This is a genomic window from Deinococcus misasensis DSM 22328, from assembly GCF_000745915.1.
GTDB lineage: Bacteria > Deinococcota > Deinococci > Deinococcales > Deinococcaceae > Deinococcus_C > Deinococcus_C misasensis.
This window is the reverse complement of the sequence record NZ_JQKG01000010.1, coordinates 60,167-82,181: the sequence shown is the minus strand read 5'-3', so window position 1 is coordinate 82,181 and position 22,015 is coordinate 60,167. Positions and strand designations below refer to the sequence as shown.

The following is a 22,015-nucleotide window of genomic DNA, read 5'->3' as shown; positions in this document are numbered from 1 at the left end:
ATAGGCTGACTTGATGTCAGCCTACTCCTGCGCAGAGGCACTTTTGTCCCGGTTGTGAAGGATTTCCTTTGCTCCAATTCCCGGTTTGTCCCGTTTGGCCTCAACCAAGCACGGGAGATTTCAGAAAGCCCTCGGGCACCCAGCCCCGGTGGGCTTCCAGCAAATCATCCACCAGAGCCCAGATCTCATCAAGGGTGAGTTCGGTGCTGGTGTGGGGGTCCAGCATGGCCGCGTGATAAATGTGCTCCCTGTTGCCGGTCAGGGCCGCTTCCACCGTCAGGGACTGCACATTGATGTTGGTTTGCATCAGGGCGGCAAGTTGTGGCGGAATCTTGCCAATCCGGGTGGGTTGCAGGCCATTCCTGTCCACCAGCACGGGAACTTCCACACAACAATCCAGAGGCAGGTTGTCAATCAGGTGGTCATTTTGCACATTGCCGTACACCACCCTAGGAATTCCGGTTTCCAGACTGTGGATGATCAGGGAACCGTACTCCACACTGCGCTGCACCTCCAGAGGACGGTGGGGATCTTCGAGTTGTTGCCTGAGGTCTTCCCACCCGGCAATCTGGTTGATGCACCGACGGGGATACTCGTCCAGAGGGATGTTGAAACGTTCGATCAGCTCGGGATTTCTGCTCTTGATGAAATAAGGCACGTACTCGGAGAAGTGCTCGCTTGATTCGGTGACAAAGTACCCGAGGCGGGTCAGCATCTCGTAGCGCACCCGGTTCCACTCGGGCATTTTTCCGGTCCGGGCAATCTCTTGAAGTCTGGGGTACAGGTCTTCCCCATTCCGTTCAAACTTCAGGTAGAAGGCCATGTGGTTGATGCCCGCCGCCACATAATTGATCTCCTCGACCGGAATCCCTAGGTCGCTCGCCAGTTCCTGCGCGGTGTGCTGCACGCTGTGACACAGTCCGATGGTTTTGATGCGGGTGGCCTTGTTGAGGGCCCAGCAGTTCATCACCATGGGATTGACGTAATTCAGGTGGGTGACGTCTGGACACAGGCGCTCCATGTCCCTCGCCATCTCCAGAAACACCGGAATGGTGCGCAAGGCACGCATGATGCCCCCAATCCCGAGGGTGTCTGCGATGGTCTGCCTGAGGCCGTATTTTTTGGGCACTTCAAAATCCGTGACGGTGGCAGGCTGGTACCCTCCGACCTGAATCATGTTGATGGCGTAATCTGCACCGTCCAGAGCCTGATCGCGGTCCAGTGTCGCCACAATGCGGGGTTGGATGCCAAGGGTCTGGGCCAGGCGATGGGCCACCCCATCGCTGGTTTTCAGGCGCTCCTCGTTGATGTCGTACAGGCGGATTTCCGAGTGGGCCAGCTCTGGAAAACTGAGGATGTCGGTCAGCAGGTTTTTGGCAAACACCGTGCTGCCAGCGCCAATGAATGTGATCACAGGTTTGTGGGTCATCTGGGTCTCCTTTGAGGGATTCAAGCCGAAACTTGAGAAGTTGATCGATCAACCTTGAAAGCCAGCACAGCATCAAGGGCAGAAAAAAAGCTCAGGACGATTCGCGGATTTGCAGGGTGACCGGCAAACGCACCACCCCAGAGGCAACTTGCCCTGCCTTTTGTTGCAACAGCAAATCCATGGCCAGATCTGCCATCTCCTGATAAGGAATCCGCACGGTGGTCAACGCGGGCACCAGATACTGGGCAAATTCAAAATCATCCACACCAGTGATGCAAAGGTCTTCAGGGACCTTCACCCCTGCATGCAAAGCAGCATTGAGGACCCCCGCTGCCATGCGGTCATTGGCGGCCACAATGGCCTCTGGACGGCTTGGAAGGGACCAGAAGTAATGAAAGGCATTTTTGCCCCCCTCAAACGTCCAGTTCCCCTGCACCAGATGGCCCGGCAAGATCGGAAACCCGAGTTGCCGCATCCCTTCCAGATAACCTTGCAGGCGCTCCTCTCCAGTGGTGTTGAGGCCCTGCTCGGACTGCACGCCACTCAAGAAAGCAATGCGTTTTTTGCCCCGTTCGGCCAGATGCCGGAGCACCCCGAGGATCCCTTCACGGTAGGCCGCCGTGATGGACTGCCAGTGGGGAACCGCATGAACGTGATCAAACACCACCAGAGGTTGTCCGGTGCCTTTGAGTTGCTTCAAAGCCCCAGCAGGCATGCCCGGACCCACCAGCACGGCCCCATCCAACCTGCCCTGCGCAAAATGCTGCACGATGTCCTTGCAGCTCTCGGGATCATCGGTGAGGTGGTAGGTCAAAAGGCTGCAATTCAGGTTTCTGGCCGAGTGGGCCAGAGCCGCTTGCACCAGTGTGCGGTAAGGGTCTTGCACCTGCGCTTCATACACCCGATAAAACACGCAGGCCACCGTCATGGCCCTTGCCTGACGCAACGCTTTGGCGGCGTAGTTGGGCACGTATCCCATCTGCTGGATGACCGCCTGCACTTTCTCACGGGTCTCTGGCCGCACAATGTCCATGTTGTTGATCACATTGGACACCGTCTGGTAAGACACCCCCGCTTTTTTGGCCACTGCCCTCAGGGTCACCCTGGACATGTTCACCTCCCTGCTGCACTGCTGGATTTGATCGTTCAAATCCATTGAAACAAAATGGGCCAGAGGAGTCAACCTGCCCTGAGCACAAAACAACATCTCCTCTGGCCTGGACCTTTTTCTGCACACACATTTGACAGCTTTGTTGAACCCGGGTTCAAAGGGTTTAAAGGGTGCTGCTCTCCTGCCATTGCCGGATGGCCTGTTCAAAAACCTCAGGAGAAGCTGCACCTGTGACCGTCAAGACCCCACCAAAAAAGAAACTCGGGGCACCTTTGATGCCACGCACTGGCTTCTGGGAGAGGGCCTTTTCGCGCACCTCTGAACGGTCCTGATCGGAGTCCAGATAAACCTCCACCTCAGAACGGTCCAGACCCACCTGTTCGGCAAGGTCCAGCAGAACCTGCAGGTCAGACAGGTCTTTCCCTTCCTTGAAATGGGCTTTGAACAGCAATTCCGCAATCTCGGGTTGTTTGCCTGCCCTGAGGGCATGAAGGGCCAGACGGTGGGCATTTAAAGTGTTCGGTGAGCGGTCCATCCGGTCATAGCGGTACGTCCATCCAGCCTGAGCCGCCATGTGGGTCAGCTTCTCTTCGCTTTCCCGCACAGGGGTCAGGTCTCCGTACTTCTGCAGCAAATACGCTTCCCGGTCGTGTCCTTCTGCAGGGAAATCCGGGTTCAGCATGTAGGGGCTGTACTCCAGAGTCACCTCCAGCTCTGGAAAAGCCTGCAGGGCCTGCTGCAGGTGGGCCTCTCCAATCGGGCAATAGGGGCAAACCCAGTCTGAAACCATTTCAATGTGCAAAACCCGGGCCTGTGGCAAAACAGGGGTTGCCAGATCCACCGTCTGGATTTCGCAGGCATCCTCTGTGCAAACCAGCGTCTGAAAGTCTTTCATGCTCTCACAATAAGGTTTTCAGGCCAGAGGCACCTAATGGATTTAGCGGATGCTTCCCTCTGGCATCTCCCCTACTGTGAAAACATGAAATCGCTTGGACACCAGACTGACCTGATTTTTGCCCGGTTTTTTGGGGTGATCGGGGAACATCAGGGGTGCATCAGCATCCAGAGCCCCAGCAACCGCACCCATTACTTCGGCAATTACCTGATTTACCCCTCCGCACCCCAAAAAGGAGATTTTTCCGTTTGGGACAGAGATTTTGAAGCTCTGGTGGGCAGCAAAGAGGTGGTCAAGCACCAGTTGTTCTGCTGGGATGATCCTGTTTCTCAGGGCGATGTGCAGGAGTTTCTGGACGCAGGCTTCATTCTGGAAGACTCCATCGTGATGAAAGCCGACCACCTCAAAACGGCCACCTCAAAAGTGCCTGTGGAATTGCGCCCTTTGCAAGACACCGATGAAGACTGGGAACAACTGTTCAAACTGCAAATGACCCTCAGGCCAGAGGAACACGAGGAAGGCGCTTACGCACAATTCAAACGGGCACACCTGAAAATGTACCGCGAGATGCAACGCCAGAACCTCGGGCACTGGTATGGGGCGTTTCTGGACGGTCAGATGGTGTGCAACTTGGGCCTGTTCGTGGATGATGCTCTGGCCCGTTACCAGCAGGTTGGGACCCACCCGCAGCACCGCAACCTTGGCCTGACCCGCGCACTGCTGAAATACGCCTCAGACCACACCTTTCAGACGTTTGGACCTCGAACGCTGGTGATCGTGGCAGACGAGCATTATTTTGCCAAGGACATCTACAAAAGCATGGGTTTTGAGCCTGTAGAAAAGCAGTATGCCCTGCTCAGGATGCCTGAAAAATGATCCTTCATGTGCAGGGAGATGCCACGCAACCTCAGGGCAATGGCAACAAAATACTGGTGCATGTCTGCAACGATGCCGGAAAGTGGGGCAAAGGATTTGTGCTTGCGGTTTCCAGACGCTGGAAAGCCCCTGAACAACAATTCAAACTGTGGGCTGCAGGAAAACTGTCCCTCCCTTTTCAACTGGGCGAAGTGCTTTTCGTGCAGGTGGAAGAAAGCCTCTGGGTGGCCAACCTGATTGGGCAGCATGGGATCAAAACCCATGCCAACCGAAATTCGCCCCCTCCAGTTCGATATGATGCCATCAAGCAGGGGCTTCAAAAAGTTGCGTTGTTTGCTCAGGAACATCAGGCCAGCATTCACATGCCCAGAATCGGAGCAGGACTGGCAGGTGGAGATTGGACACACATCGAAACCATCATCCAGAGGTCTTTGTTGAGCATGGGACTGCATGTGACAGTTTATGCTCTGGATGCATCAACGTGAACCACAAAAAAGAACCCGGACATCCGGGTTCTTTTCAAGTCTGCTGAAATCAGCCGACGATGTAAAAATCAACGTGGATGGGGTTGCGACGACGCTTGTCGATCTGCACTTCCTGCACCTTGACATTCAACACGGTGCCATCAACATCGAGTTGGATGGCTTCTTTGGTGCTGACCTGACGGAAAAGGCGGTCGAAGGCTTTGGCGTCCACGGCCACTTTGACGTTGCTCTCTTTGTTGTAGGCGACGGCGGCGATCAGACCTTCGCCAGCCTTGCCTTCACGTTTCACGGCTTTGAGTTCCATGCTGTCCTCCTGAACTGCAAGTGTTACACTTGCACACGAAAAATGATTGTACCAAGTTTTTGCAAATTACGCCAGAACACTCTCAAGGTCTTTGACCGTGATGGCTTTTCTCTGGGCTCCCACTGCCGTTGCTGCCAGAGCGCCTGCAATGTTGGCCATTCTGGCGGCCTGTTTTAGGGGCTGTCCAGAGAGAATGGCATGGGCAAACACCGCGCTGAAGGTGTCGCCTGCACCTGTGGAGTCCACCACTTCGTCTCCGAGGGGGACAGATTCCACCAGATCGGTTTCTTGAGGGGTCCAGATGATCGAGCCGTGTGCTCCCACCTTGACGATCACGCAACCTGCCCCCCGGTCTTTGAGGCCCAAGAGGGCATCGCTGATGTTGTCCGTTTCGGTGATGGTTTGCAGTTCGTGGCGGTTGAGGAGCAGGTAATCTGCATTGAGCACTGTGTCCAGCAGTTTGACCCCAGCCGCATTGACCGCTCCAGTCCCGAGGTCAATCAGGACAGGAACACCGGCTTTTTTGGCGTAACTGATGGCTTTGATGGCGTATTCCCTCTGGGGACCACCAATCAGGCTGTATGCACTGATGATCAGTCCGTTTGAGGTTTCGATGTCTTTCTTTTTCAGTTTGGCCGCGTCCAGCTGGCGGTTGGCATCACCAGAGGAAATCATGGCCCGTTTGCCGTCGGGGGTTTGCATCACCGTGATGGTGCTGGTGATGAGGTCTTCAACGACCTGAATGGCGGTGGTGTTGACACCGCTTTCCCGCACGTATTTCAAAGCCACTTCTGCAAAGGGATCTGCGCCCACAGAAGCGGCCAGTGTGACTTCATGCCCGAGTCGCGCCAGGGTGACGCTCATGGTGCCGCCTGCACCACCGGGTTGCATGGTGGAGCGGATCGGGGACACTTCCTCGCCCGGTGCGGGGATGTGGTTCAGGTGGTACAGGTGGTCCACCGTAACATCACCAATGACGTAGAACTTCACAGCTTCCTCCAAAAAGTGTGTCTTGTTTATCAGGGAAATTTTAGCATGGGTCAGGCTGAAAGACCGTCATGCAAACCCTGCCATTGTGCATAGGTCAGGGCTTCTGCACGGATGGTGGGACTGACCCCAAGGTTTGCGAGCACCTCATCAATCTTCCCTACAGGGTATCCTGCGGCCTGAAGGTTGTTTCTGAGGGTCTTCCTGCGATGTGCCAGCCCGGCTTCCAGTAAACGTAACAGGCTTTTCTGGGGCTTTTGTCCCGTCAGGTCCACACGGACCACGCTGCTGGTGACCTCGGGGGCCGGATAGAACGCCCCTTTGGGCACATCCCGCACGATGCGGGCCTTGCCGTGCAGGGCAGTCAGGGCACTGAGAAAGCCGTACTGGTCCGAAGCAGGAGGGGCAATCAGGCGCTGCGCCACTTCTTTTTGCACCAAAAAAGTCGCCCTTTTGAAGCGACCGCTCTCAAAAATGCGGGTCAGGATGGCCGTGGAAATGTAGTAAGGGAGGTTGGCAATCAGGACACTGCCCTCTGGAACATCGTTCCAGGGGAATTCCAGAGCGTCTCCCCACACGATCTGCACGTTTTCCAGATCCGCAAGGGTTTCTTCAAGGACGGGCTTCAAGCGCTCGTCTTTTTCAAGGGTGACCACCGGAAGCCCACTTGCAGCAAGCTCCCGGGTCAGCACCCCCAGACCCGGTCCCACTTCGTACACGGTGCCTGCGGGTTCACCGGACTGCACAATCATGCGCAGGATGTTCCCATCGATCAGGAAGTTCTGACCAAAAGCTTTGGTCGGACGCATTCCGTGGCGTTCCAGCAGATCGTGCACGACTTTGGGGGAGTACAGGGGTGCGTCCACTTAGGCCATCACCGTGTTGTCCAGAGTCTGTTCGAGTTTGGCCTTGGCCTCTTCGAAAGTCATTTGCAGGGCCACCATCACTTCTGTGACCAGAATGTGTTTGGCTTCTTCGTAAATCGCACGTTCGGTGACTGCAAGGCTGCGCAGCTGGGCGCGGCGGTGCAGGGTTCCCACCAGATGGGCGATGGTGTAGATGTTTCCTTCTTGCATGATGGTCTGTTCGCGGCGGTGACGGGGCGTCCACGCTGCAGGCAAATCCATGTCTGGCAAAACCAGTTGCCCGAGCAGTCCCGGAATCTCGTCGACAGGGGTGATGCGCCTGAGTCCGAGGCGTTCTGCATGGTCGACAGGAACACGAACTTGCATGCCAGTTTTGAGGAGTTCAATTTCAAAGTAATTCTGGGTTCGACCCATGACTTCGATTTCGTTGAGCCCCATGATGGTTCCCGCACCATGGCTGGGATAAACCACGTTATCACCGACATTTAAGCTGATAGGCATGTTGAAAAGACTCCTTTACCTGTGCCATGGATTTCACCAGAAATCGCGTGTCGATTCCTGCCAAAATCAGCAGATAGCACAAATACCGATTGTACCATAGATCCAGTCTCCATGCTGAGAAACACCTGAAAATTACACCGGGGACAATGAAGGTTTTTGCCTTTCAGAACGGCAGAAATCCAGACAACACCCTTGACTCTTTTTGGCAAGCGTGCATGCTCTGGTGACAACAATTGCAGGCAAAACCCCTGTCCCAACAGAGATGTTAAGTTGAACCTCTGGTCAAGCTGGTGATCAGGTGACGCCTGATCACCACCAAAGAAGCAAAATCTTCTCTCTGGACGGTATCCAGCATCTTCAGGGCCTCTTGCTGAGCAAACCAAGCTTGCTCTGGGGTCACTTTGCCTAAATGGACTGCCTCTTCAAGTTCTTCCTGATCGATGACCTCTGCTTGAACGACCTTCCCATCTTCCACCAGAGCCACCACATCGAGGTAAAGGTCCAGACCAACAGGGATGCCATCTTCTGCAATTTCATTGGACAGGTTGATGTCGATGTAATACTGCACTGGACGGTCCTGTGCATCCAGTTGCACGGTCAGGGCATGGTGGGCTTTGAATGGCGCAAAATGCACCCAGCGGTAATGGGAAGCCAGAACCGTCACCTGCCGACCACACGACAGAACCACCAGAGGCCGCACCACTTCATGGGCAAGGTAGTCCACCAGAATGCCTTCTGGCAGAACATGCACCGTCTGCTGATCAGAAAGGGCTCTGGGCCAGTTCTTGTGGTCAAACCGCTTGTGTTTCACAGCATTCCATCAAGGGCTCTGGAAAGCTCTGCTGCAGTCACGGCACCCAGCTTGTGGTAAGACACCTTCCCATCCGGACGAATGATCAGGGTGACCGGAATCGAGCCAATGCCATAGTCAATCCCCACTTTGGAGTGGACATCCGGCAGGTTCGGATATTTGAGGCCATAATCGGCCACGAATTCCTGAACGGGCTCTGGATCATCGAGGCCCACACCCACAAAATCCACCCGTCCCTGATACTGGTCCGAGACTTTTTTGAGGTCCGGGGCCTCCTGATGGCAAGGACCACACCACGCCGCCCAGAAATTCACCACCGTCAGGCGCTCGGGGGTTCCATCAAAAACAAATTTCTGGTTGTGCGTGTCTTTCAGTTCAAAAGCCCTGGCCGGTTTGCCCAGAGAAGCATAAGACCCTTCCGAATCTGGACTGAACAGACCATACCCCAGCAAACCCAGCACCAACAAAACCCACATCATAGGAAAATACTTTTTCATCTCTGGGACATTTTAGAGCATTTGAAACAGAAATAAGAGGTTCATGCTTGAGGCCGTGTTGTTTGAAACAGAAGGATTTAAAAGAATCCTTTTGTTTCACTGATCAACGCAGTAGAACGTGGGGCAGGTGGAGGGAAAGGAAAAACCTCTGAGAACGTTCAAAGCAGACAGTTCAAAGCGGAAAGGGCCAGCACCGCTGACCCTTCCTCACAAAAACCAAACTCAGTTTTGCCTGTTCACCAGCGTGTAGATCCTCAGGAATTCACTGACGCTCCATGCCTGAAAGGGGCAGCCTTTGGTGGTCAGGCTCTTGGCCTCCAGAACCTCGGCCACGGAGCCCAGACCGCCTTCCAAGAGGTGGTTTTTCAGGCCACGCATGGAGGCATTGAGCAGGTCACGATCTCCGGTTTCCTTCCAGAGCAGTTCCAGATAGCTGCCCAGAGGCCAAGCCCAGACTGTGCCCTGATGGTAGGCCGCATCGCGGACCATCTGGGCACCTGTGAAGTTTGGCTTGAATTCCTGCTCGGTGGGGGCCAGAGAATACGTTCCCACAGGGGTCACCAGCAGGGCCGCAGCGGTTTTCAAGGCAGCTTTGCGCTGTTCAGGGGTGGAGGGGGTGTGCGGTAGGGCCAGAGCGATCAGGGCGTTGGGCCGGATGGCATCGTCTTTCTGACCTTCACGGGTGATGTAATCGAAGAAGTAGTTTTTCTCAGGGTTCCAGAACTGGGCGAAAGAAGTCCGTCCTTTTTCCAGCAAGCCCTGACACTGCTCTGTGAAATCGTCTTGCTGCCCAAGTTGTTCGCTCAGGCGCAGGAAGATGGTCAGGGCATTGAGCCACAGGGCGCAAATCTCGATGGCCTTGCCGTGTCTGGGGGTCACCACCCAGTCGCGGATTTTCACGTCCATCCAACTGAGTTGCACCCCTTTTTCGCCAGCGTTCAGAAGGCCATCTTCAGGGTCAAGCTGGATGCTGAAATCGGTGCCCTGAATGTGGTGCTGCACCATCTCCCTCAGGGTCCCAAAATGGGCTTTGGCAAAGTCCAGATCCCTGGTGGCTTCAAGGTATCGTTCCAGAGCCACAAACAACCAGAGCGCTCCATCCACGGTGTTGTACCCTGCTCCCTTGCCATCGTCCCAGAAATTGTTGGGCACCAGACCCCTCCTCTGGTATTTCAGGAAGGTGGTCAGGATGCCTCTGGCGTCTTCATAACGCCCGGTGGGAAAGGTCAGGCCAGAGAGGGCAATCATGGAATCGCGCCCCCAGTCTGCAAACCATGGGTAACCGGCAATGACACTCATGGAATCCACGGTCTGGCGGTGAACCAGAAAAGCATCGGCAGCAAGGGCCAAAGTGGCCACAATGTCATCTTGCACGCCACTGGCTTCAAAGGCTTGTTGCACAAGACCCTGCCTGCGTTCAGTTTCTTGCTGGGCAGCCTCCCATGGGTTTCCATTCCAGTTGGAAGCAGAGACCACCAGAGCAAACCGATGTTTCCCAGCGGGCAAAGCAAGGCGGTACATGGGGGTGCGGGCCACGACATCCTCACAGGGCTCTCCCCTTTCCTGTTCAATGCGGTAAAAAAGCTGCTGGGGAGACACCGCCAGAGGCAAAGTTTCAAATGCATCGGCGTGAAACTGCACCCGAACGCCACGCCCACTGCCATAACGGGTCTGGAGGGTGCCTTCTGAGGCTTCAAATTGCAACTCAGGCAGTTTGGAGCGGGTGCCGTGCATGTCCCGATCTGAAAACAGGCCCTCAAAGGTCATCTCTGCGTCGTGGGGGGTGATGATTTCATAGAGGTAGCAGAGGGTTCCGGTGCTCTGGGGCATCACGGTGGTTCGCTGGACGGTGACACCAAACACCTGAAAAGTGTGCACAGGTTGAAGCGCTTCCATCTGGCAATCGATCAGGAAATCCCATCCTCTACCCACAAAATAACCGGGGGTCATCTCGAAGGTGTACAAAGACGCCTCTTGATCTGCCACCCTCAGGGTTTCCAGAGGCATGATCCAAGGCAAATCCCTTTCGACAGGAGGATTATGGCTGTGGGCCAGACCATGGTATTTGCGGGTGGGCACCAGAGCCGGGGTCATCATGTGAAATCCGCCCAGACCATCGGTGAGCAGGTATTCCTGCGTCAGGCTGCGGGCCGCTTCGTGGGTGATTTGGATGCTTGAAGGCATAGGGAGAGTATACGCCGAGAGTCTTTTGGTGGGGGCTCAAGCTGCTCAGATGCCGAGAGCCGAGAGCCGAGAGCCGAGAGCCGAGAGCCGAGAGCCGAGAGCCGAGAGCCGAGAGCCGAGAGCATCGTGCTATGCGTGGCAGAAATGGTCAAGGGAATCTGTAGGGGCGTAGCGGGCAAGTTCACCAACATGTGGTGAACTGTTCTGCACAAGAAGCGTGCTACGCCCTTCACAGCTTCAGCCAAAGCTTTTTTTGCCCTCGGCCCTTGGCCCTCGGCAACCCAGGCAATATTTATGACATCCCCAAACCGATACACTGAGAGCCAATGATTGAGTTGATACAGTACTCCAAAAGCTACGGTGCGTATCAAGCTGTAAAGCCCCTCTCCCTCACCATGGAACCCGGCGTGGTGACTGCTTTGCTCGGGCCCAACGGAGCCGGAAAAACCACCACCATTCGGGCCATTGTGGGCCTCACCCGCCCGAGTGCCGGGCAGGTCAAAGTGCAGGGCATTGATGTGTGGAAGGAACCCCTGAAAGCCAAGAAGCTGATCGGGTACATCCCAGACCGTCCTTACCTGTACGGAAAACTCTCTGCCAGAGAGCTGTTGCGCTTCATTGCAGGGGTGCACAACCTCAAGAATGCAGAGCCACGCATCGAGGAGTGGTTGCAGTTCTTTGGGCTGGAAGATTTCGGGAATGCCCTGATCGAGACTTTCTCGCACGGCATGAAGCAGAAACTGACCGTGATTGCTGCCATGTTGCCAGAACCTCCTGTGCTGGTGGTGGATGAACCGATGGTGGGTCTGGACCCCAAAGCTGCCAAGCAGGTGCGTGAACTGATGCAGGGACATGCACAGAAAGGCCACACGGTGTTGCTGACCACCCACAGCATGCCTCTGGCCGAAACCATCAGTGAAAAAATTGCGGTGTTGCACAAAGGACAATTGCGGGCTCTGGGCAACATTGAACAACTGAAAGAACGCACGCATGGTGGAGATCTGGAGGATGTCTTCTTCAAACTGCTGGAAGAGGAAGAGGCCGGGCATGCTGCTGCAACTTAAACTGCAGGGGCTCTGGAACGCCATTCGGACAGGAAACCGCTTCGGTTATGGGGTGGTGGTCTTGATCTGTGTCCTTCTGGTTTATGGAGAGTGGATCGGGGTACACAGGGCTCTGGACTTTCTGGACAAGTATGGAGAGGGGATCGGTTTCTCGATTGCCAAACGCTTTCTGGAGGCCGGAGTGGTGGTGCTTGCTGCAGGTGTGACTTTCACCAGCATCACCACGGCCATCAGCACAGTGTATCTGTCGGACGATTTGAATTTTCTGCTGACCCAGCCGATTTCCACCCTGAGGGTCTTTGGCCTGAAATTGCTGGAAACGTTCCTGAGTGCAGCAGGGGTTCCCGCTTTGCTGACCCTGCCTGCCATCCTGAGCATTGGGGCTTATTTTCAGGCTCCACTCTGGTATTACCTGCTGTCCACGTGGTTGATCCTGATCGTGTACATGCTTCCTGTGGCGCTTGGCTGCCTGATTGCAGTGGTCCTGATGCGTCTGGCCCCTGCTGGGCGGGTCAAAGAAGTGGCCACTGGTTTTGGGGTTTTGCTGTCTGCGGGCCTGATTTACATGGTGCGTGCCCTGAAACCCGAGGCCCTGCTCAACGTCACCGATCCGGCCCAGTTTGACCGTTTGCTGGCCCAGTATGTGGGCAATGAAGACACCTTGCTGCCCCCTGCTCTGGCAGCCAGAGCCATCTGGGACGCTTCTCAGGGGGACTTCAACACGGCTGCTCTGGGGGTCAGCATCCTGAGTGTGGTTGCCCTTTGGCTTGCTGGATTCATGGCAGTGGTGGCTTACCGCGAAGGGTGGATCCGGGGACTGGAAGGCACCACCCGCAACCTCAATCCCAAAGTCCTTGGGGCCAGTTGGGGAGAAAAACTCTATGGTGCTTTTGGCTCGATTGGGCACATCCTGTACAAAGATTTGCGCCTCCTGATGCGGGATGCCACCCAGTGGAGCCAGTTGCTGGTGCTGGTGGCTCTGGTGGGGGTGTACCTGTTTTCCCTGAGCTCCTTTCCGCTGGATGGTGCTCTGGGATCAGACCGTTTTCGGAATGTGATCGGGTTTCTGCAACTGGTCTTTCAGGGGTTTCTGGTGGCTGGCATTGGCATTCGCATGGCCTTTCCAGTGATTTCCATGGAAGGTTACGGCTTCTGGTTGCTTCAAACCAACCCCATCACCTACACCCGCATGGTGGTGGGCAAATTCATCGGGGCCCTGGTGCCCATGATGGCGGTGTCTCTGGTGCTGGCATGGCAAACCAACCTGATCCTGAAACTGGGTCCGGTGATGTCGGTGGCCTTGTGGGTGGTGGCGGTGTCCAGCACACTGGTGATCACCGCTCTGGGTGTGGGTCTGGGTGCCGGTTTCCCGAGGTTCAAAGCCGACAACCCAAGCGAAATCCCCATGTCTCCGGGTGGCATCCTGTACATGGTGCTCAGCCTGATTTATGTGGCTCTGGTGGCCGTGGTGATGGCCCGTCCTGCTTCGATGCTCCTGTTGCAGAACCAGCAACAGTACTGGTCTTCTGGTGAAGGGATGCTGCTGTTGATTGGAATGGGTGTGGTGACGGTGGTTTTGACGGTGGGCGCTCTGGCATGGGGCATCCGGGCACTCAACCGTTTGCACGATTGAAACACCCAAGTGGGCCTTTTGCAACGGTGTCTTTTTCTGTTTTCCACACACAGGGTGTTGTTGCTTTCCATCTTTAAACTGCTGTTCTCCGGTCCAGCTTTGCAGTGCTGGTTCTCATGCCTGTGAGGTACAGCAACAAAACCGACTACCTTTTTGAAACTTTTTTGCTAAAATGCCTGTCAATGGTGGAGGAACCTCCCAGTTCTCACAAAGAACATTTCAAACCTCTGACGCTTATTCGGCGTTCCTGTCCCAGAAGGGCAGGGACGCTTTAACGCTGTATTCCACCACAGGAGCTTGTGTGAACACATCTGATCTTTTGGGCCTTTTGTCTCTCTTCGTGCTGGTGATCCTCAACGGGTACTTTGTGGCGTCCGAATTCGCGCTGGTCAGTGTGCGTCGGACCCGCATCGAACAACTGGTGGATGAGGGGGTACGGGCTGCCAAGGATGTCAAAAAGGCCCTGCAGCAACTCGACCTTTACATTGCCGCCACCCAATTGGGCATCACCATGGCTTCTCTGGCAATTGGTTTTGTGGCCGAACCTGCCATTGAGCACCTGCTGCACCCCTGGTTGAAGCAACTCAACATCAGCGAGGCAACCACCACTGCCATTTCTTTTGGGGTGGCTTTTGCGGTGTCCACCACCCTGCACATTGTGTTCGGCGAGTTGGCCCCCAAAACCATTGCCTTGCAGCTTTCTGAGCAAACCGCCCTGACCATTGCCAGACCTTTGCTGATTTTCACGATGGTCTTCAAACCCATCATTTATGGCATGAACGTGCTCGGGAACGGCGTGGTCAAACTGCTGGGCCTGAAACCTGCAGGAGGGCACCACAGCATTTACTCGGAAGAGGAAATCCGCATGATTCTGGACTCTTCCAGCGAAGCCGGGATGTTTGAAGAGCAGGAACGTGAGTTTCTGGAGAATGTTTTTGAGTTTGATGCGATCACCGTCAAGACCATCATGACCCACCGCACCGAAATCATCGCCATGCCCGAGGACGCTCCTCTGCGTGACCTGATCGAGTACCGCCGCGAACATGGATATTCAAGGGTTCCGGTGTACAGTGGCACCCTCGACAACATCATTGGAATTGTGCACACCGCAGACACCCTGCTGCATCTGGATGCTCTGGACACCATGACCCTCTCGGACCTGATGCGTCCTGTGTACTTTGTTCCAGAGAGCATGAAGGTGCGGGACCTGTTCAACAGCCTGAAAACCCAGAAGACCCACATGGCCATCGTGGTAGATGAGTTCGGAGGCACCGCCGGTCTGGTGACCCTTGAAGATGCCATTGAAGAGCTGGTGGGAGACATCTACGACGAAACCGACGAAGAGGAAGACAACATTCAGGTGCTCGACAACAACACCTATCTGGTGGATGGTGACGTGCACATGAGTGAAATCGAAAGCCTTTTGGAAGAAGAAATCGACAATTCAGACGAATCTGAGTACGAAACGGTGGCTGGATTTCTGTTCTCCCGACTCGGGCACATCCCCAAACCCGGAGAAACCGTGCGGGCCAACAACTGGATTTTTGAGGTGATGGATGCCAATGAACGGGCCATCAAACAGGTGAGCATTTACCCCCACCAGGAGACCCCCGAAGAAGACGCTTGACATTGCCGCTGCCTTGGTATACTATTTCGTGCGTGTCCGCGAGGTTCCCAGTAACCTCTGAGGCCAGAAAACCTCTGGCCCCATCGTCTAACGGTTAGGACACTACCCTTTCAAGGTAGCGATACGGGTTCGAATCCCGTTGGGGTCACCAGACAGCCCGCCAGCAATGGCGGGCGTTCTCCATTTGGTCAGGGCAACAGGTCAAGGCCAAAACAAAAGGGCGCATCTGTTCCGGGATGCGCCCTTTTGCTCTGCTCTTCAGTTCATGGCCGTTTCAGCAGCAACTGCTCTGGATCTTGATGCTGCTGAAACAGGGTCCAGCTTTGCTCCAAGAGGTCTTCAAACTCTTGCTGAAAACGGGCTTTGGAGAACCGCTGTGCCTGTGCCTGAATGTACAGAGAATCCAGTTTGGGGCCATCCATGAACTCCTGCACTGCTGCTTTGAGGCTCTGGGTGGTCTGCTCGGGAAAGAAAAAACCTGTTTTGCCATCCTGCACGATTTCCAGAGAGCCTCCTTTTCCGTAAGCGAGCACCGGAGCACCTGCGGCCTGCGCTTCCACGGTGGTGATGCCAAAATCCTCATCTGCGGCAAAGATGAATGCCCTGCAGCGTGCCATGTGGTCCTGCACCACCGAATCAGGTTGCCTTCCCAGCAACGTCACATTGCTGCCTGAAACGGCTTTGATTTTCTCAAAGTCCGGTCCATCTCCAATGATCACCAGAGGCAGCCCCAGTTCAGTGAAGGTCCGGGCAATCAGGTCCAGCTTTTTGTAAGGCACCAGTCGGGACATCGCCAGAAAGAAATCATCCCGCTGCGCTCTGGCTTCAAAGCGGTCCACATCCACCGGAGGGTAAATGACTTTGGCAGGCCTGCGGTAGGTGCGCCAGATGCGGCGGGCCACATATTGGGAGTTGGCCATGAACACATCCACCCGGTTGGCAGCAGTGGTGTCCCAGATGCGCAGGTAATGCAGGATGGCTCTGGCCAGATTGCCTTTGAATCCACGGTCCAGACCGCTTTCTTTCAGGTACTGCTCCTGCAAATCCCATGCATACCTCATGGGGGTGTGCACGTAAGACAGGTGCAACTGGTCTGCGCGGGTGCGTGCCCCTTTGGCCACAGCATGGTGGCTGGACACAATGACCTCTGCATCTGAAAGGTCATGTTGCTCGACGGCCAGAGGCAGAAGGGGCAGGTACCTCTGGTATTTCTCCACCCCTCTGGGCAACCTTTGCACAAAAGAAGGATGCACGGTTGCCCCTTCAAAGAGGGTGCCTTTGAATTTGGATGGATCATGCACCGCAGTATAAATCGGTGCTGTGGGATGCTTTTCGAGAATGGCTTCCACCACTTTTTCTGATCCGGCGTGGGTCACCAGCCATTCATGAACAAGGGCCAGTTTCAAATTGTCCTCCTGCTTTGTTCGAGGAGCACCTGCCAGGTGGCCTGTGCCGTATGCTCCCATGAGAAGCGCTGGGCCTGTTGCAACCCTTGCTGGATTTTGTGGTTTCGATGGTCTGCATCGCTGGTCAACGCCCTCAAAGCCTGAATCAAGCTGTTGGGATCGTCTGCTTCACACAGGACACCTGCATCTCCCACCACCTCTGGCAATGAGGTGCATCGGGTGGTGACCACCGGGGTTCCACAAGCCATGGCTTCCAGAGGAGGCAAGCCAAATCCCTCATACAGCGATGGAAAAACAAACACTTCGGCTCCAGCATACAGCAAAGGCAATTCTTCATCAGGAACGCGGCCCAGCAAACGAACACCCGCAGGGACTTCTGCAAATCCAATGCTGCTGAAGACTTTCCCTGCACCTCCAGCCACCGCCAGCACCAGATCCTCGGGACGGTCTTTCCATGCCGTCCATGCCTCAAACAGCAAACGCATGTTTTTGCGGGGCTCCAGCGAACCCACCGCCAGCACATAACGTTCCAGTTGCTGCTTGCGTCGGTACGCTTCTGTTTGAGCAGCACTGTGGGGCCTGAACCGTGGGTCTGCTGCCAGTGGAATCGCGGTCACACGGTCCTCTGGCAATCCGAATCGCCTGAGGATCTGTTGTCTGGAGTGTTGCGAAACGGTCAGAACATGCCTCACCCGGCGCACCAATCTGGGAAGCAGAAAACCATACCACAGAGCAAACTTTTTGTCGAACCACTCGGGATGGTCCAGGGTGGCCAGATCATGCAGGGTCAGAACCTGATGGGGCACCCCAAGGGGACCGGTGTTGCCGGGACTCCAGAGCAATTTCTTGCCCACCAGACCGGGCAGTTGCAATTGCTCCCACAGGTGGCCTTTCAACCCCTCTGGGTTTACAGCAGGGGCCACCCGCGGCAAATCGGGGTGGCGGTTCAGAATTTCCTGGGTGTACCGCTGTACCCCGGTCAGGGGCTGCAACAAAGTGCGGGCATTGACCACCATTTCGTTGGATGCTGACATGCTGCGGTTCAACCCTTCTGCCCGGCACATTGCGTCAAGAGCATGGCCAATTGCTGTGCACCTGTTTCCCACCTGACCACCTGGGAAACAGGTGCAGGACGGGGCATCTGAAGGGCCTGAAGAATCCCATTTTGCAAACCCAGCACAGTCGGTTCAATGTACACCGCATGTTCGCCTCCAGCTTCCCGCAACTCTGGAATGTCGGTGGTGACCACCCGCGTGCCACAATGGCGGGCTTCCAGAACAGGCATGCCGAAACCTTCGTATCGGGAAGGAAACACAAACACGTCTGACAGGGCGTACAGGGCTGGCAAGTCTTCGTCCGGCACATAACCCAGAGGACGGAGGTGCTGGCGTCCTTGCTCCACCCGTTGGGCAAGGCGTTCGTCCTTCCAACCCCGTCCACCCACCAGGACCAGTTGGTGTTCAGGCAGCAATCCCTGATCTTTCATGTGCAAAAAGGTCTGGATCAGCAGTTCAAGGTTCTTGCGGGGCTCCCAAGTGGCAACTGCCAGCAAGTAAGGGGTTTGCAACCCGTGTTTTTCACGCACCCTTTGAAGGTCTCCAGCATGCACCTGAAGTTGACTGGCGGACGGTTGAATCACCCCATCTGCCACACGTCCTGTCACCTGCTGCAAACGGTTGAGGGTGCCTTGCGAGTTGGTGACCACCCTTGTGGCCCTTTGTACATCCTTGACAAACCACAGGTCATGGGCCAGTTGATGGGTTCGGGTCATGGTCTCGGGCACCAGCCGGTAATTCAAATCGTGCACGGTGACCAGAGAGGGAACCGTCAAGGCCGGCAGGAAACTGACCGGTCCCCAGAACACATCCAGCCGGTCCCGTTTCACCTGTGCAGCCGCAGCGGTCTTCAGCCAGCCCACCGCCGGGAGCTTGCGCAGCAAAGCCTGAGGTTCCTCACGGATCTGAAAGCCTTCTTCCTGAAAATGCTCCAGTGTCCTGCTGGTGTAAATGAAGAACTCCGCATCTGGCAAATGTGCAGGGAGCCGAACCAGCAGGTTCTTGGCATATTGCCCGACCCCGGTCAGTTTTCCTTGCAACGCACGTCCATCGATGCCAACCCTCATGCTGGTCTCCGCTTTTGCTTGATCCAACCCCGCAAGTTTCGAAAAAGCGTCCATCCCGAGGTGAAAACCCCTCGGGGAAGCTTCAGAAGTGGCACCACCACCAGCCAGAATTCGGGGTAATTCCGGTACAGTGGCAGCATGGTTTCATAGAGCCCGGCAATGGAAACCCCATCCCGGCGGCGAATCAACAGGTCATGGATCACGTATTGACGGATGACCTTGCGTTTGGCCTGTTCAATGGCCGCATGTCCGTAGCCATACCCTCGAAGCCCCTCAAACACCTTGCAACTGCCCTGCACAAAGTACTTGTACCAGTTGTAGCCACCCGAGTTTTCAGCACGGTTCATCACCAGCAGTTCATCCCGGAAGACCACTTTCGGCACGGCAGGCAGACCTGCAAAGATGGCATAGGCAAAAGCAAATCCGTAAGGGGCATAGATCTGGTAGTCTTCCAGGCTGAGGTTTTTCAGCAGGTCCCGGCGGAACACCACTGCCGTGATGTAACCCATGTTCAGTCCAATTTCACTGAGCGCCTGATCCCGGTCCTGAAACAGGTGGTCACGGATCTTCAAGCCTCTGGCTTTTTTGACCTCTGAAAAGTCTTTGCTCCAGACATCGTAATTGAAGGCCACCACCTGGGGGTGTTGTTGCTGAATCTCTTGATGGACCCGTTGCAGGGACTGCGGGTACACCCGGTCATCATCGCCAATCATCCAGATGAAATCCCCTTTTGCTCGGGAAATCAGAGACCAGAAATTCATCTCTGCCCCCAGGTTCTCCGGGTGACGGAAAGACTGTATGTTCAGATGACTTCCGTGCTGCTGCAAGAAATGCCCCACCACTTCAGGGGTTCGGTCCGGGCTGCAGTTGTCGGAAATCAGGATTTCCACCTCATGGTGCAATCCACTGGTCTCGATGGCTTTCAGCACGGAGTCCAGGCATTCCTGCAGCATGACGCTTCGGTTGTAAGTGGGGATGCAAATGGAAAAAAGCATCAGGGAAACCTCCTGTTCCTGAGAAGCATGGTGACCTGAATGAAGTTGGAAACCAGCATGGGCAGGATCGACACAATGGCCCCGACCATGAATCCCCGCATGCCCCAGAGCCAGGTGCCGTAGGTGCACAGCAGCAGGTGAAGTCCCACACTGATGGTCATCATGATCACCTGCACCCGCACGATGCCCAGACCGTTCAGGAGCACAGAGAAGCAGTTGATGAAGGCGTATACAGCGGACCACAACAGCATCAGAAGCACAAACACCGAATCGGTGATGGACATGCCCGTCCACCAGTGGATCAACCAGCGGTAAATCAGCATGAAGAAGGTTCCCCCAACCACATACAGACCTCCGGTGATCACCAAGGATTTCTTGAGGGATGAACGGATCCAGGTCCAGTCTTTCTGGGCCTGGGCCTGGGTGTATGCAGACCACATGGGGGTCATCACGGCAAAGTGAACACCGATCAGGAGCAGAAAGACCTTCTGCACAATGCTGAATTCATCCACCTGATCGAAAGCTCCGGCAGCACTGAGCAGGGCCGGGTCCATGTTGAACAGCACGATGGCAAAAAGGCTCATCAGCCAGAATTGCAGGCTGCTGCCCAGAATGCCCCGGATGTTCTGCACAGCGGTTTTCAGGCCGATGTACTGCATGGACCACTTCTTCCAGACCAGAAAGACCACAAAGGTCAGGGCGGCCAGCAGTGCAGGCACCAGGTAGTAAACATGGATCACGGTGAAGACATTGCCGGTGCGGGTCGCAAGATACACCAGCACGATGTTGAAAACCACCTGCACAGCGTCCATCACAGCCTTGAGCTGCGCCTGCTGGTAAGCGAACAGGGCGTTGCTCGCAATGGAGAAAACTATGTTCGCCAGAGACAGGACGGCAATCACAAAGACCGAATCCCGGACCGCTGTTTCAGAGAAGTGATTTCCGGTGTTCAACAGGGAGGTCCAGGGCAGCACCGAGCCCACAACCAGGAAAATCACCAGCAAAACGGCAGAAATTCCACTCAGGAACCAGAATGTCGAGAAGAACTGCTTTTTCTGTTCCTGTTCCGAATCCTCACCCTGTTCTGCACTGAGGCTCGCCAGACGGTTGCGCAGGCCCTGTCCCAGCCCGACATCGAATGCACTGGCAAAGAAGGCCAGTGAACCCAGCACGGACCAGAGGGCAAAACCTTCAGATGAAAGCTGCCGGGTGAGGATGCCAATGACCAGAAACCCACCCAGCATGCCAAACACCCGGGCCGCCAGCATGGCCAGGGAGCCCCACAGCACCTGCCGGGTGCGGTTGACCGAGGTCATTTTTTCCATTTCTCCAGGATGCGGGCCGTCACCTGATGCACACCCAGCCCCACCTGTTCCCGCAACTGCTCCTGGGAACCTGCCACACTGACAATCTCTCCACGAGCGTACAGGGGCAGGAAGGGAATGAAGGTCCCGGTTTCCATCAGGAGTTCTGCAATCACACTGCTGAGGCCCCCTGCGCCATGTTCCTCCAAGGTGACCAGCAGTTCACTGCCAGAGAGGACCTGCAGAAGACCCTGCTGATCCAGTGGGGTCAGGTAAGGCACGCTGATCAGGGTGGCTTCGACCCCCTGACGGGAAAGCTCCTGTGAGACTTTGAGGGCAGAATCCAGCATGCCTCCGGTGCTCAGGATCGTCACACCTTGCCCGGATCTCACCTTCAGGAAGCCTCCACAGGGAAGCTCGACCGGGCCCTCATGCAATCTGGGCTCTCCAGCCTTGCCCAGACGCAGGTACCCCGGGCCAGGTGTCTTGACCATGGTGTTCACAATGGCCTCGGTTTCAAAAGGATCTGCAGGGGCAGCGACGGTCATGTTGGGGAGCACCCGGGTGACCGCCAGATCTTCCATGCCGTGGTGGCTGTAACCCAGACTGCCGTAAGAGAACCCTCCGCCCACAGCAACCACTTTGACATTCAGGTTGTGGTAGCACACGTCATTGCGGATCTGCTCCAGACAGCGCATCACCGGAAAGTTGGCAATGGAATAGGTGAACACGGTGTACCCGCTCATGGCGAGGCCAGCAGCGATGCCCGTCATGTTCTGCTCGGCCACCCCGTTGTTCAGGAAGCGGTCGGGGAAGGCATCTGCAAAGCGCTCCACCACGGAGTACCCTAAGTCTGCAGTGACCAAGAAGATGCGTTCGTCTTCGGCAGCAAGTCGGGTGAGGGTGTCCATGAAGGCT

Annotated in this window: 21 protein-coding genes and 1 tRNA gene; 6 read left to right on the top strand and 16 right to left on the bottom strand. The window is 55.6% G+C overall.

The window, feature by feature from the left end:
- Positions 1 to 100 precede the first annotated feature (100 nt).
- The 3 genes from melA to Q371_RS08205 all read right to left on the bottom strand — a co-directional run bounded on the left by melA (position 101) and on the right by Q371_RS08205 (position 3,435).
- A complete protein-coding gene (melA, locus tag Q371_RS08215; RefSeq protein WP_034338745.1) occupies positions 101 to 1,429 on the bottom strand; it encodes an alpha-glucosidase/alpha-galactosidase in 1,329 nt (442 codons plus the stop codon).
- Positions 1,430 to 1,520: 91 nt separating this feature from the next.
- Positions 1,521 to 2,540: a LacI family DNA-binding transcriptional regulator gene (locus Q371_RS08210; protein WP_169743808.1), complete on the bottom strand. Its 1,020-nt coding sequence runs from the start codon at positions 2,538 to 2,540 to the stop codon at positions 1,521 to 1,523.
- A 163-nt stretch (positions 2,541 to 2,703) separates the two neighbouring features.
- Positions 2,704 to 3,435 carry a DsbA family oxidoreductase gene (locus tag Q371_RS08205; protein WP_051963726.1) on the bottom strand — a complete coding sequence of 244 codons (732 nt, stop codon included), beginning with the start codon at positions 3,433 to 3,435 and terminating at the stop codon, positions 2,704 to 2,706.
- Positions 3,436 to 3,519: 84 nt separating this feature from the next.
- On the opposite strand from Q371_RS08205, the gene Q371_RS08200 reads away from it, so the two are divergent.
- Positions 3,520 to 4,311 (top strand): GNAT family N-acetyltransferase, encoded by a 792-nt coding sequence (locus Q371_RS08200; protein ID WP_034338952.1) that lies wholly within the window; start codon positions 3,520 to 3,522, stop codon positions 4,309 to 4,311.
- Entirely contained in the window at positions 4,308 to 4,796 is a 489-nt protein-coding gene (locus Q371_RS08195) for a macro domain-containing protein (protein WP_034338739.1), read from the top strand. Before Q371_RS08200 ends, Q371_RS08195 begins: the two co-directional genes overlap by 4 nt.
- A gap of 49 nt (positions 4,797 to 4,845) precedes the next feature.
- Here the strand turns inward: Q371_RS08195 and Q371_RS08190 are convergent, their stop codons facing one another.
- The 7 genes from Q371_RS08190 to Q371_RS08160 all read right to left on the bottom strand — a co-directional run bounded on the left by Q371_RS08190 (position 4,846) and on the right by Q371_RS08160 (position 10,946).
- A complete protein-coding gene (locus Q371_RS08190; protein ID WP_051963720.1) occupies positions 4,846 to 5,100 on the bottom strand; it encodes a hypothetical protein in 255 nt (84 codons plus the stop codon).
- 66 nt (positions 5,101 to 5,166) lie between these two features.
- Positions 5,167 to 6,090 carry a carbohydrate kinase family protein gene (locus tag Q371_RS08185; protein WP_034338736.1) on the bottom strand — a complete coding sequence of 308 codons (924 nt, stop codon included), beginning with the start codon at positions 6,088 to 6,090 and terminating at the stop codon, positions 5,167 to 5,169.
- A 50-nt stretch (positions 6,091 to 6,140) separates the two neighbouring features.
- Entirely contained in the window at positions 6,141 to 6,953 is an 813-nt protein-coding gene (gene rsmA / locus Q371_RS08180; protein WP_034338733.1) for a 16S rRNA (adenine(1518)-N(6)/adenine(1519)-N(6))-dimethyltransferase RsmA, read from the bottom strand.
- Positions 6,954 to 7,454, bottom strand: a complete 501-nt coding sequence (locus Q371_RS08175; RefSeq protein WP_084571326.1) for a CarD family transcriptional regulator — start codon at positions 7,452 to 7,454, stop codon at positions 6,954 to 6,956.
- Between the two features lie 265 nt (positions 7,455 to 7,719).
- Entirely contained in the window at positions 7,720 to 8,265 is a 546-nt protein-coding gene (locus tag Q371_RS08170) for a DUF402 domain-containing protein (RefSeq protein ID WP_034338730.1), read from the bottom strand.
- Positions 8,262 to 8,762: a TlpA family protein disulfide reductase gene (locus Q371_RS08165; protein ID WP_084571325.1), complete on the bottom strand. Its 501-nt coding sequence runs from the start codon at positions 8,760 to 8,762 to the stop codon at positions 8,262 to 8,264. The genes Q371_RS08170 and Q371_RS08165 overlap by 4 nt, the downstream gene beginning before the upstream one ends.
- A gap of 222 nt (positions 8,763 to 8,984) precedes the next feature.
- Positions 8,985 to 10,946 (bottom strand): amylo-alpha-1,6-glucosidase, encoded by a 1,962-nt coding sequence (locus Q371_RS08160; protein ID WP_034338727.1) that lies wholly within the window; start codon positions 10,944 to 10,946, stop codon positions 8,985 to 8,987.
- 326 nt (positions 10,947 to 11,272) lie between these two features.
- On the opposite strand from Q371_RS08160, the gene Q371_RS08155 reads away from it, so the two are divergent.
- The 4 genes from Q371_RS08155 (at position 11,273) to Q371_RS08140 (ending at position 15,421) form a co-directional block, all read left to right on the top strand.
- Positions 11,273 to 12,010, top strand: coding sequence for an ABC transporter ATP-binding protein (locus Q371_RS08155; protein WP_034338724.1), 738 nt, complete (start codon positions 11,273 to 11,275; stop codon positions 12,008 to 12,010).
- Positions 11,994 to 13,643: a putative ABC transporter permease subunit gene (locus Q371_RS08150; RefSeq protein ID WP_051963711.1), complete on the top strand. Its 1,650-nt coding sequence runs from the start codon at positions 11,994 to 11,996 to the stop codon at positions 13,641 to 13,643. The genes Q371_RS08155 and Q371_RS08150 overlap by 17 nt, the downstream gene beginning before the upstream one ends.
- A gap of 301 nt (positions 13,644 to 13,944) precedes the next feature.
- Entirely contained in the window at positions 13,945 to 15,270 is a 1,326-nt protein-coding gene (locus tag Q371_RS08145; protein ID WP_051963707.1) for a hemolysin family protein, read from the top strand.
- A 76-nt stretch (positions 15,271 to 15,346) separates the two neighbouring features.
- Positions 15,347 to 15,421: transfer RNA gene (locus Q371_RS08140), tRNA-Glu, on the top strand.
- A 112-nt stretch (positions 15,422 to 15,533) separates the two neighbouring features.
- Here the strand turns inward: Q371_RS08140 and Q371_RS08135 are convergent.
- The 6 genes from Q371_RS08135 to Q371_RS08110 are packed head-to-tail and all read right to left on the bottom strand — an operon-like array spanning position 15,534 to position 22,008.
- Positions 15,534 to 16,676: a glycosyltransferase gene (locus Q371_RS08135; RefSeq protein ID WP_034338721.1), complete on the bottom strand. Its 1,143-nt coding sequence runs from the start codon at positions 16,674 to 16,676 to the stop codon at positions 15,534 to 15,536.
- Entirely contained in the window at positions 16,673 to 17,710 is a 1,038-nt protein-coding gene (locus Q371_RS08130; protein WP_169743807.1) for a glycosyltransferase family 4 protein, read from the bottom strand. Before Q371_RS08130 ends, Q371_RS08135 begins: the two co-directional genes overlap by 4 nt.
- A gap of 8 nt (positions 17,711 to 17,718) precedes the next feature.
- Positions 17,719 to 18,798: a glycosyltransferase family 4 protein gene (locus Q371_RS08125; RefSeq protein ID WP_034338719.1), complete on the bottom strand. Its 1,080-nt coding sequence runs from the start codon at positions 18,796 to 18,798 to the stop codon at positions 17,719 to 17,721.
- Entirely contained in the window at positions 18,795 to 19,793 is a 999-nt protein-coding gene (locus Q371_RS08120) for a glycosyltransferase family 2 protein (RefSeq protein WP_034338716.1), read from the bottom strand. The genes Q371_RS08125 and Q371_RS08120 overlap by 4 nt, the downstream gene beginning before the upstream one ends.
- The gene (locus Q371_RS08115) at positions 19,793 to 21,118 is read right to left on the bottom strand and encodes a lipopolysaccharide biosynthesis protein (RefSeq protein ID WP_034338713.1); all 1,326 of its coding nucleotides are present in this window, start codon (positions 21,116 to 21,118) and stop codon (positions 19,793 to 19,795) included. The genes Q371_RS08120 and Q371_RS08115 overlap by 1 nt, the downstream gene beginning before the upstream one ends.
- Positions 21,106 to 22,008 (bottom strand): transketolase family protein, encoded by a 903-nt coding sequence (locus Q371_RS08110; protein WP_211253818.1) that lies wholly within the window; start codon positions 22,006 to 22,008, stop codon positions 21,106 to 21,108. Before Q371_RS08110 ends, Q371_RS08115 begins: the two co-directional genes overlap by 13 nt.
- Positions 22,009 to 22,015: the final 7 nt, after the last annotated feature.

Coding starts and splice junctions, on each gene's coding strand:
- melA (WP_034338745.1), bottom strand. CDS start 1,429: ATGACCCACAAACCTGTGATCACATTCATTGGCGCTGGCAGCACGGTG.
- Q371_RS08210 (WP_169743808.1), bottom strand. CDS start 2,540: ATGTCCAGGGTGACCCTGAGGGCAGTGGCCAAAAAAGCGGGGGTGTCT.
- Q371_RS08205 (WP_051963726.1), bottom strand. CDS start 3,435: ATGAAAGACTTTCAGACGCTGGTTTGCACAGAGGATGCCTGCGAAATC.
- Q371_RS08200 (WP_034338952.1), top strand. CDS start 3,520: ATGAAATCGCTTGGACACCAGACTGACCTGATTTTTGCCCGGTTTTTT.
- Q371_RS08195 (WP_034338739.1), top strand. CDS start 4,308: ATGATCCTTCATGTGCAGGGAGATGCCACGCAACCTCAGGGCAATGGC.
- Q371_RS08190 (WP_051963720.1), bottom strand. CDS start 5,100: ATGGAACTCAAAGCCGTGAAACGTGAAGGCAAGGCTGGCGAAGGTCTG.
- Q371_RS08175 (WP_084571326.1), bottom strand. CDS start 7,454: ATGCCTATCAGCTTAAATGTCGGTGATAACGTGGTTTATCCCAGCCAT.
- Q371_RS08165 (WP_084571325.1), bottom strand. CDS start 8,762: ATGAAAAAGTATTTTCCTATGATGTGGGTTTTGTTGGTGCTGGGTTTG.
- Q371_RS08160 (WP_034338727.1), bottom strand. CDS start 10,946: ATGCCTTCAAGCATCCAAATCACCCACGAAGCGGCCCGCAGCCTGACG.
- Q371_RS08155 (WP_034338724.1), top strand. CDS start 11,273: ATGATTGAGTTGATACAGTACTCCAAAAGCTACGGTGCGTATCAAGCT.
- Q371_RS08150 (WP_051963711.1), top strand. CDS start 11,994: ATGCTGCTGCAACTTAAACTGCAGGGGCTCTGGAACGCCATTCGGACA.
- Q371_RS08130 (WP_169743807.1), bottom strand. CDS start 17,710: ATGTCAGCATCCAACGAAATGGTGGTCAATGCCCGCACTTTGTTGCAG.
- Q371_RS08125 (WP_034338719.1), bottom strand. CDS start 18,798: ATGAGGGTTGGCATCGATGGACGTGCGTTGCAAGGAAAACTGACCGGG.
- Q371_RS08120 (WP_034338716.1), bottom strand. CDS start 19,793: ATGCTTTTTTCCATTTGCATCCCCACTTACAACCGAAGCGTCATGCTG.
- Q371_RS08115 (WP_034338713.1), bottom strand. CDS start 21,118: ATGGAAAAAATGACCTCGGTCAACCGCACCCGGCAGGTGCTGTGGGGC.
- Q371_RS08110 (WP_211253818.1), bottom strand. CDS start 22,008: ATGGACACCCTCACCCGACTTGCTGCCGAAGACGAACGCATCTTCTTG.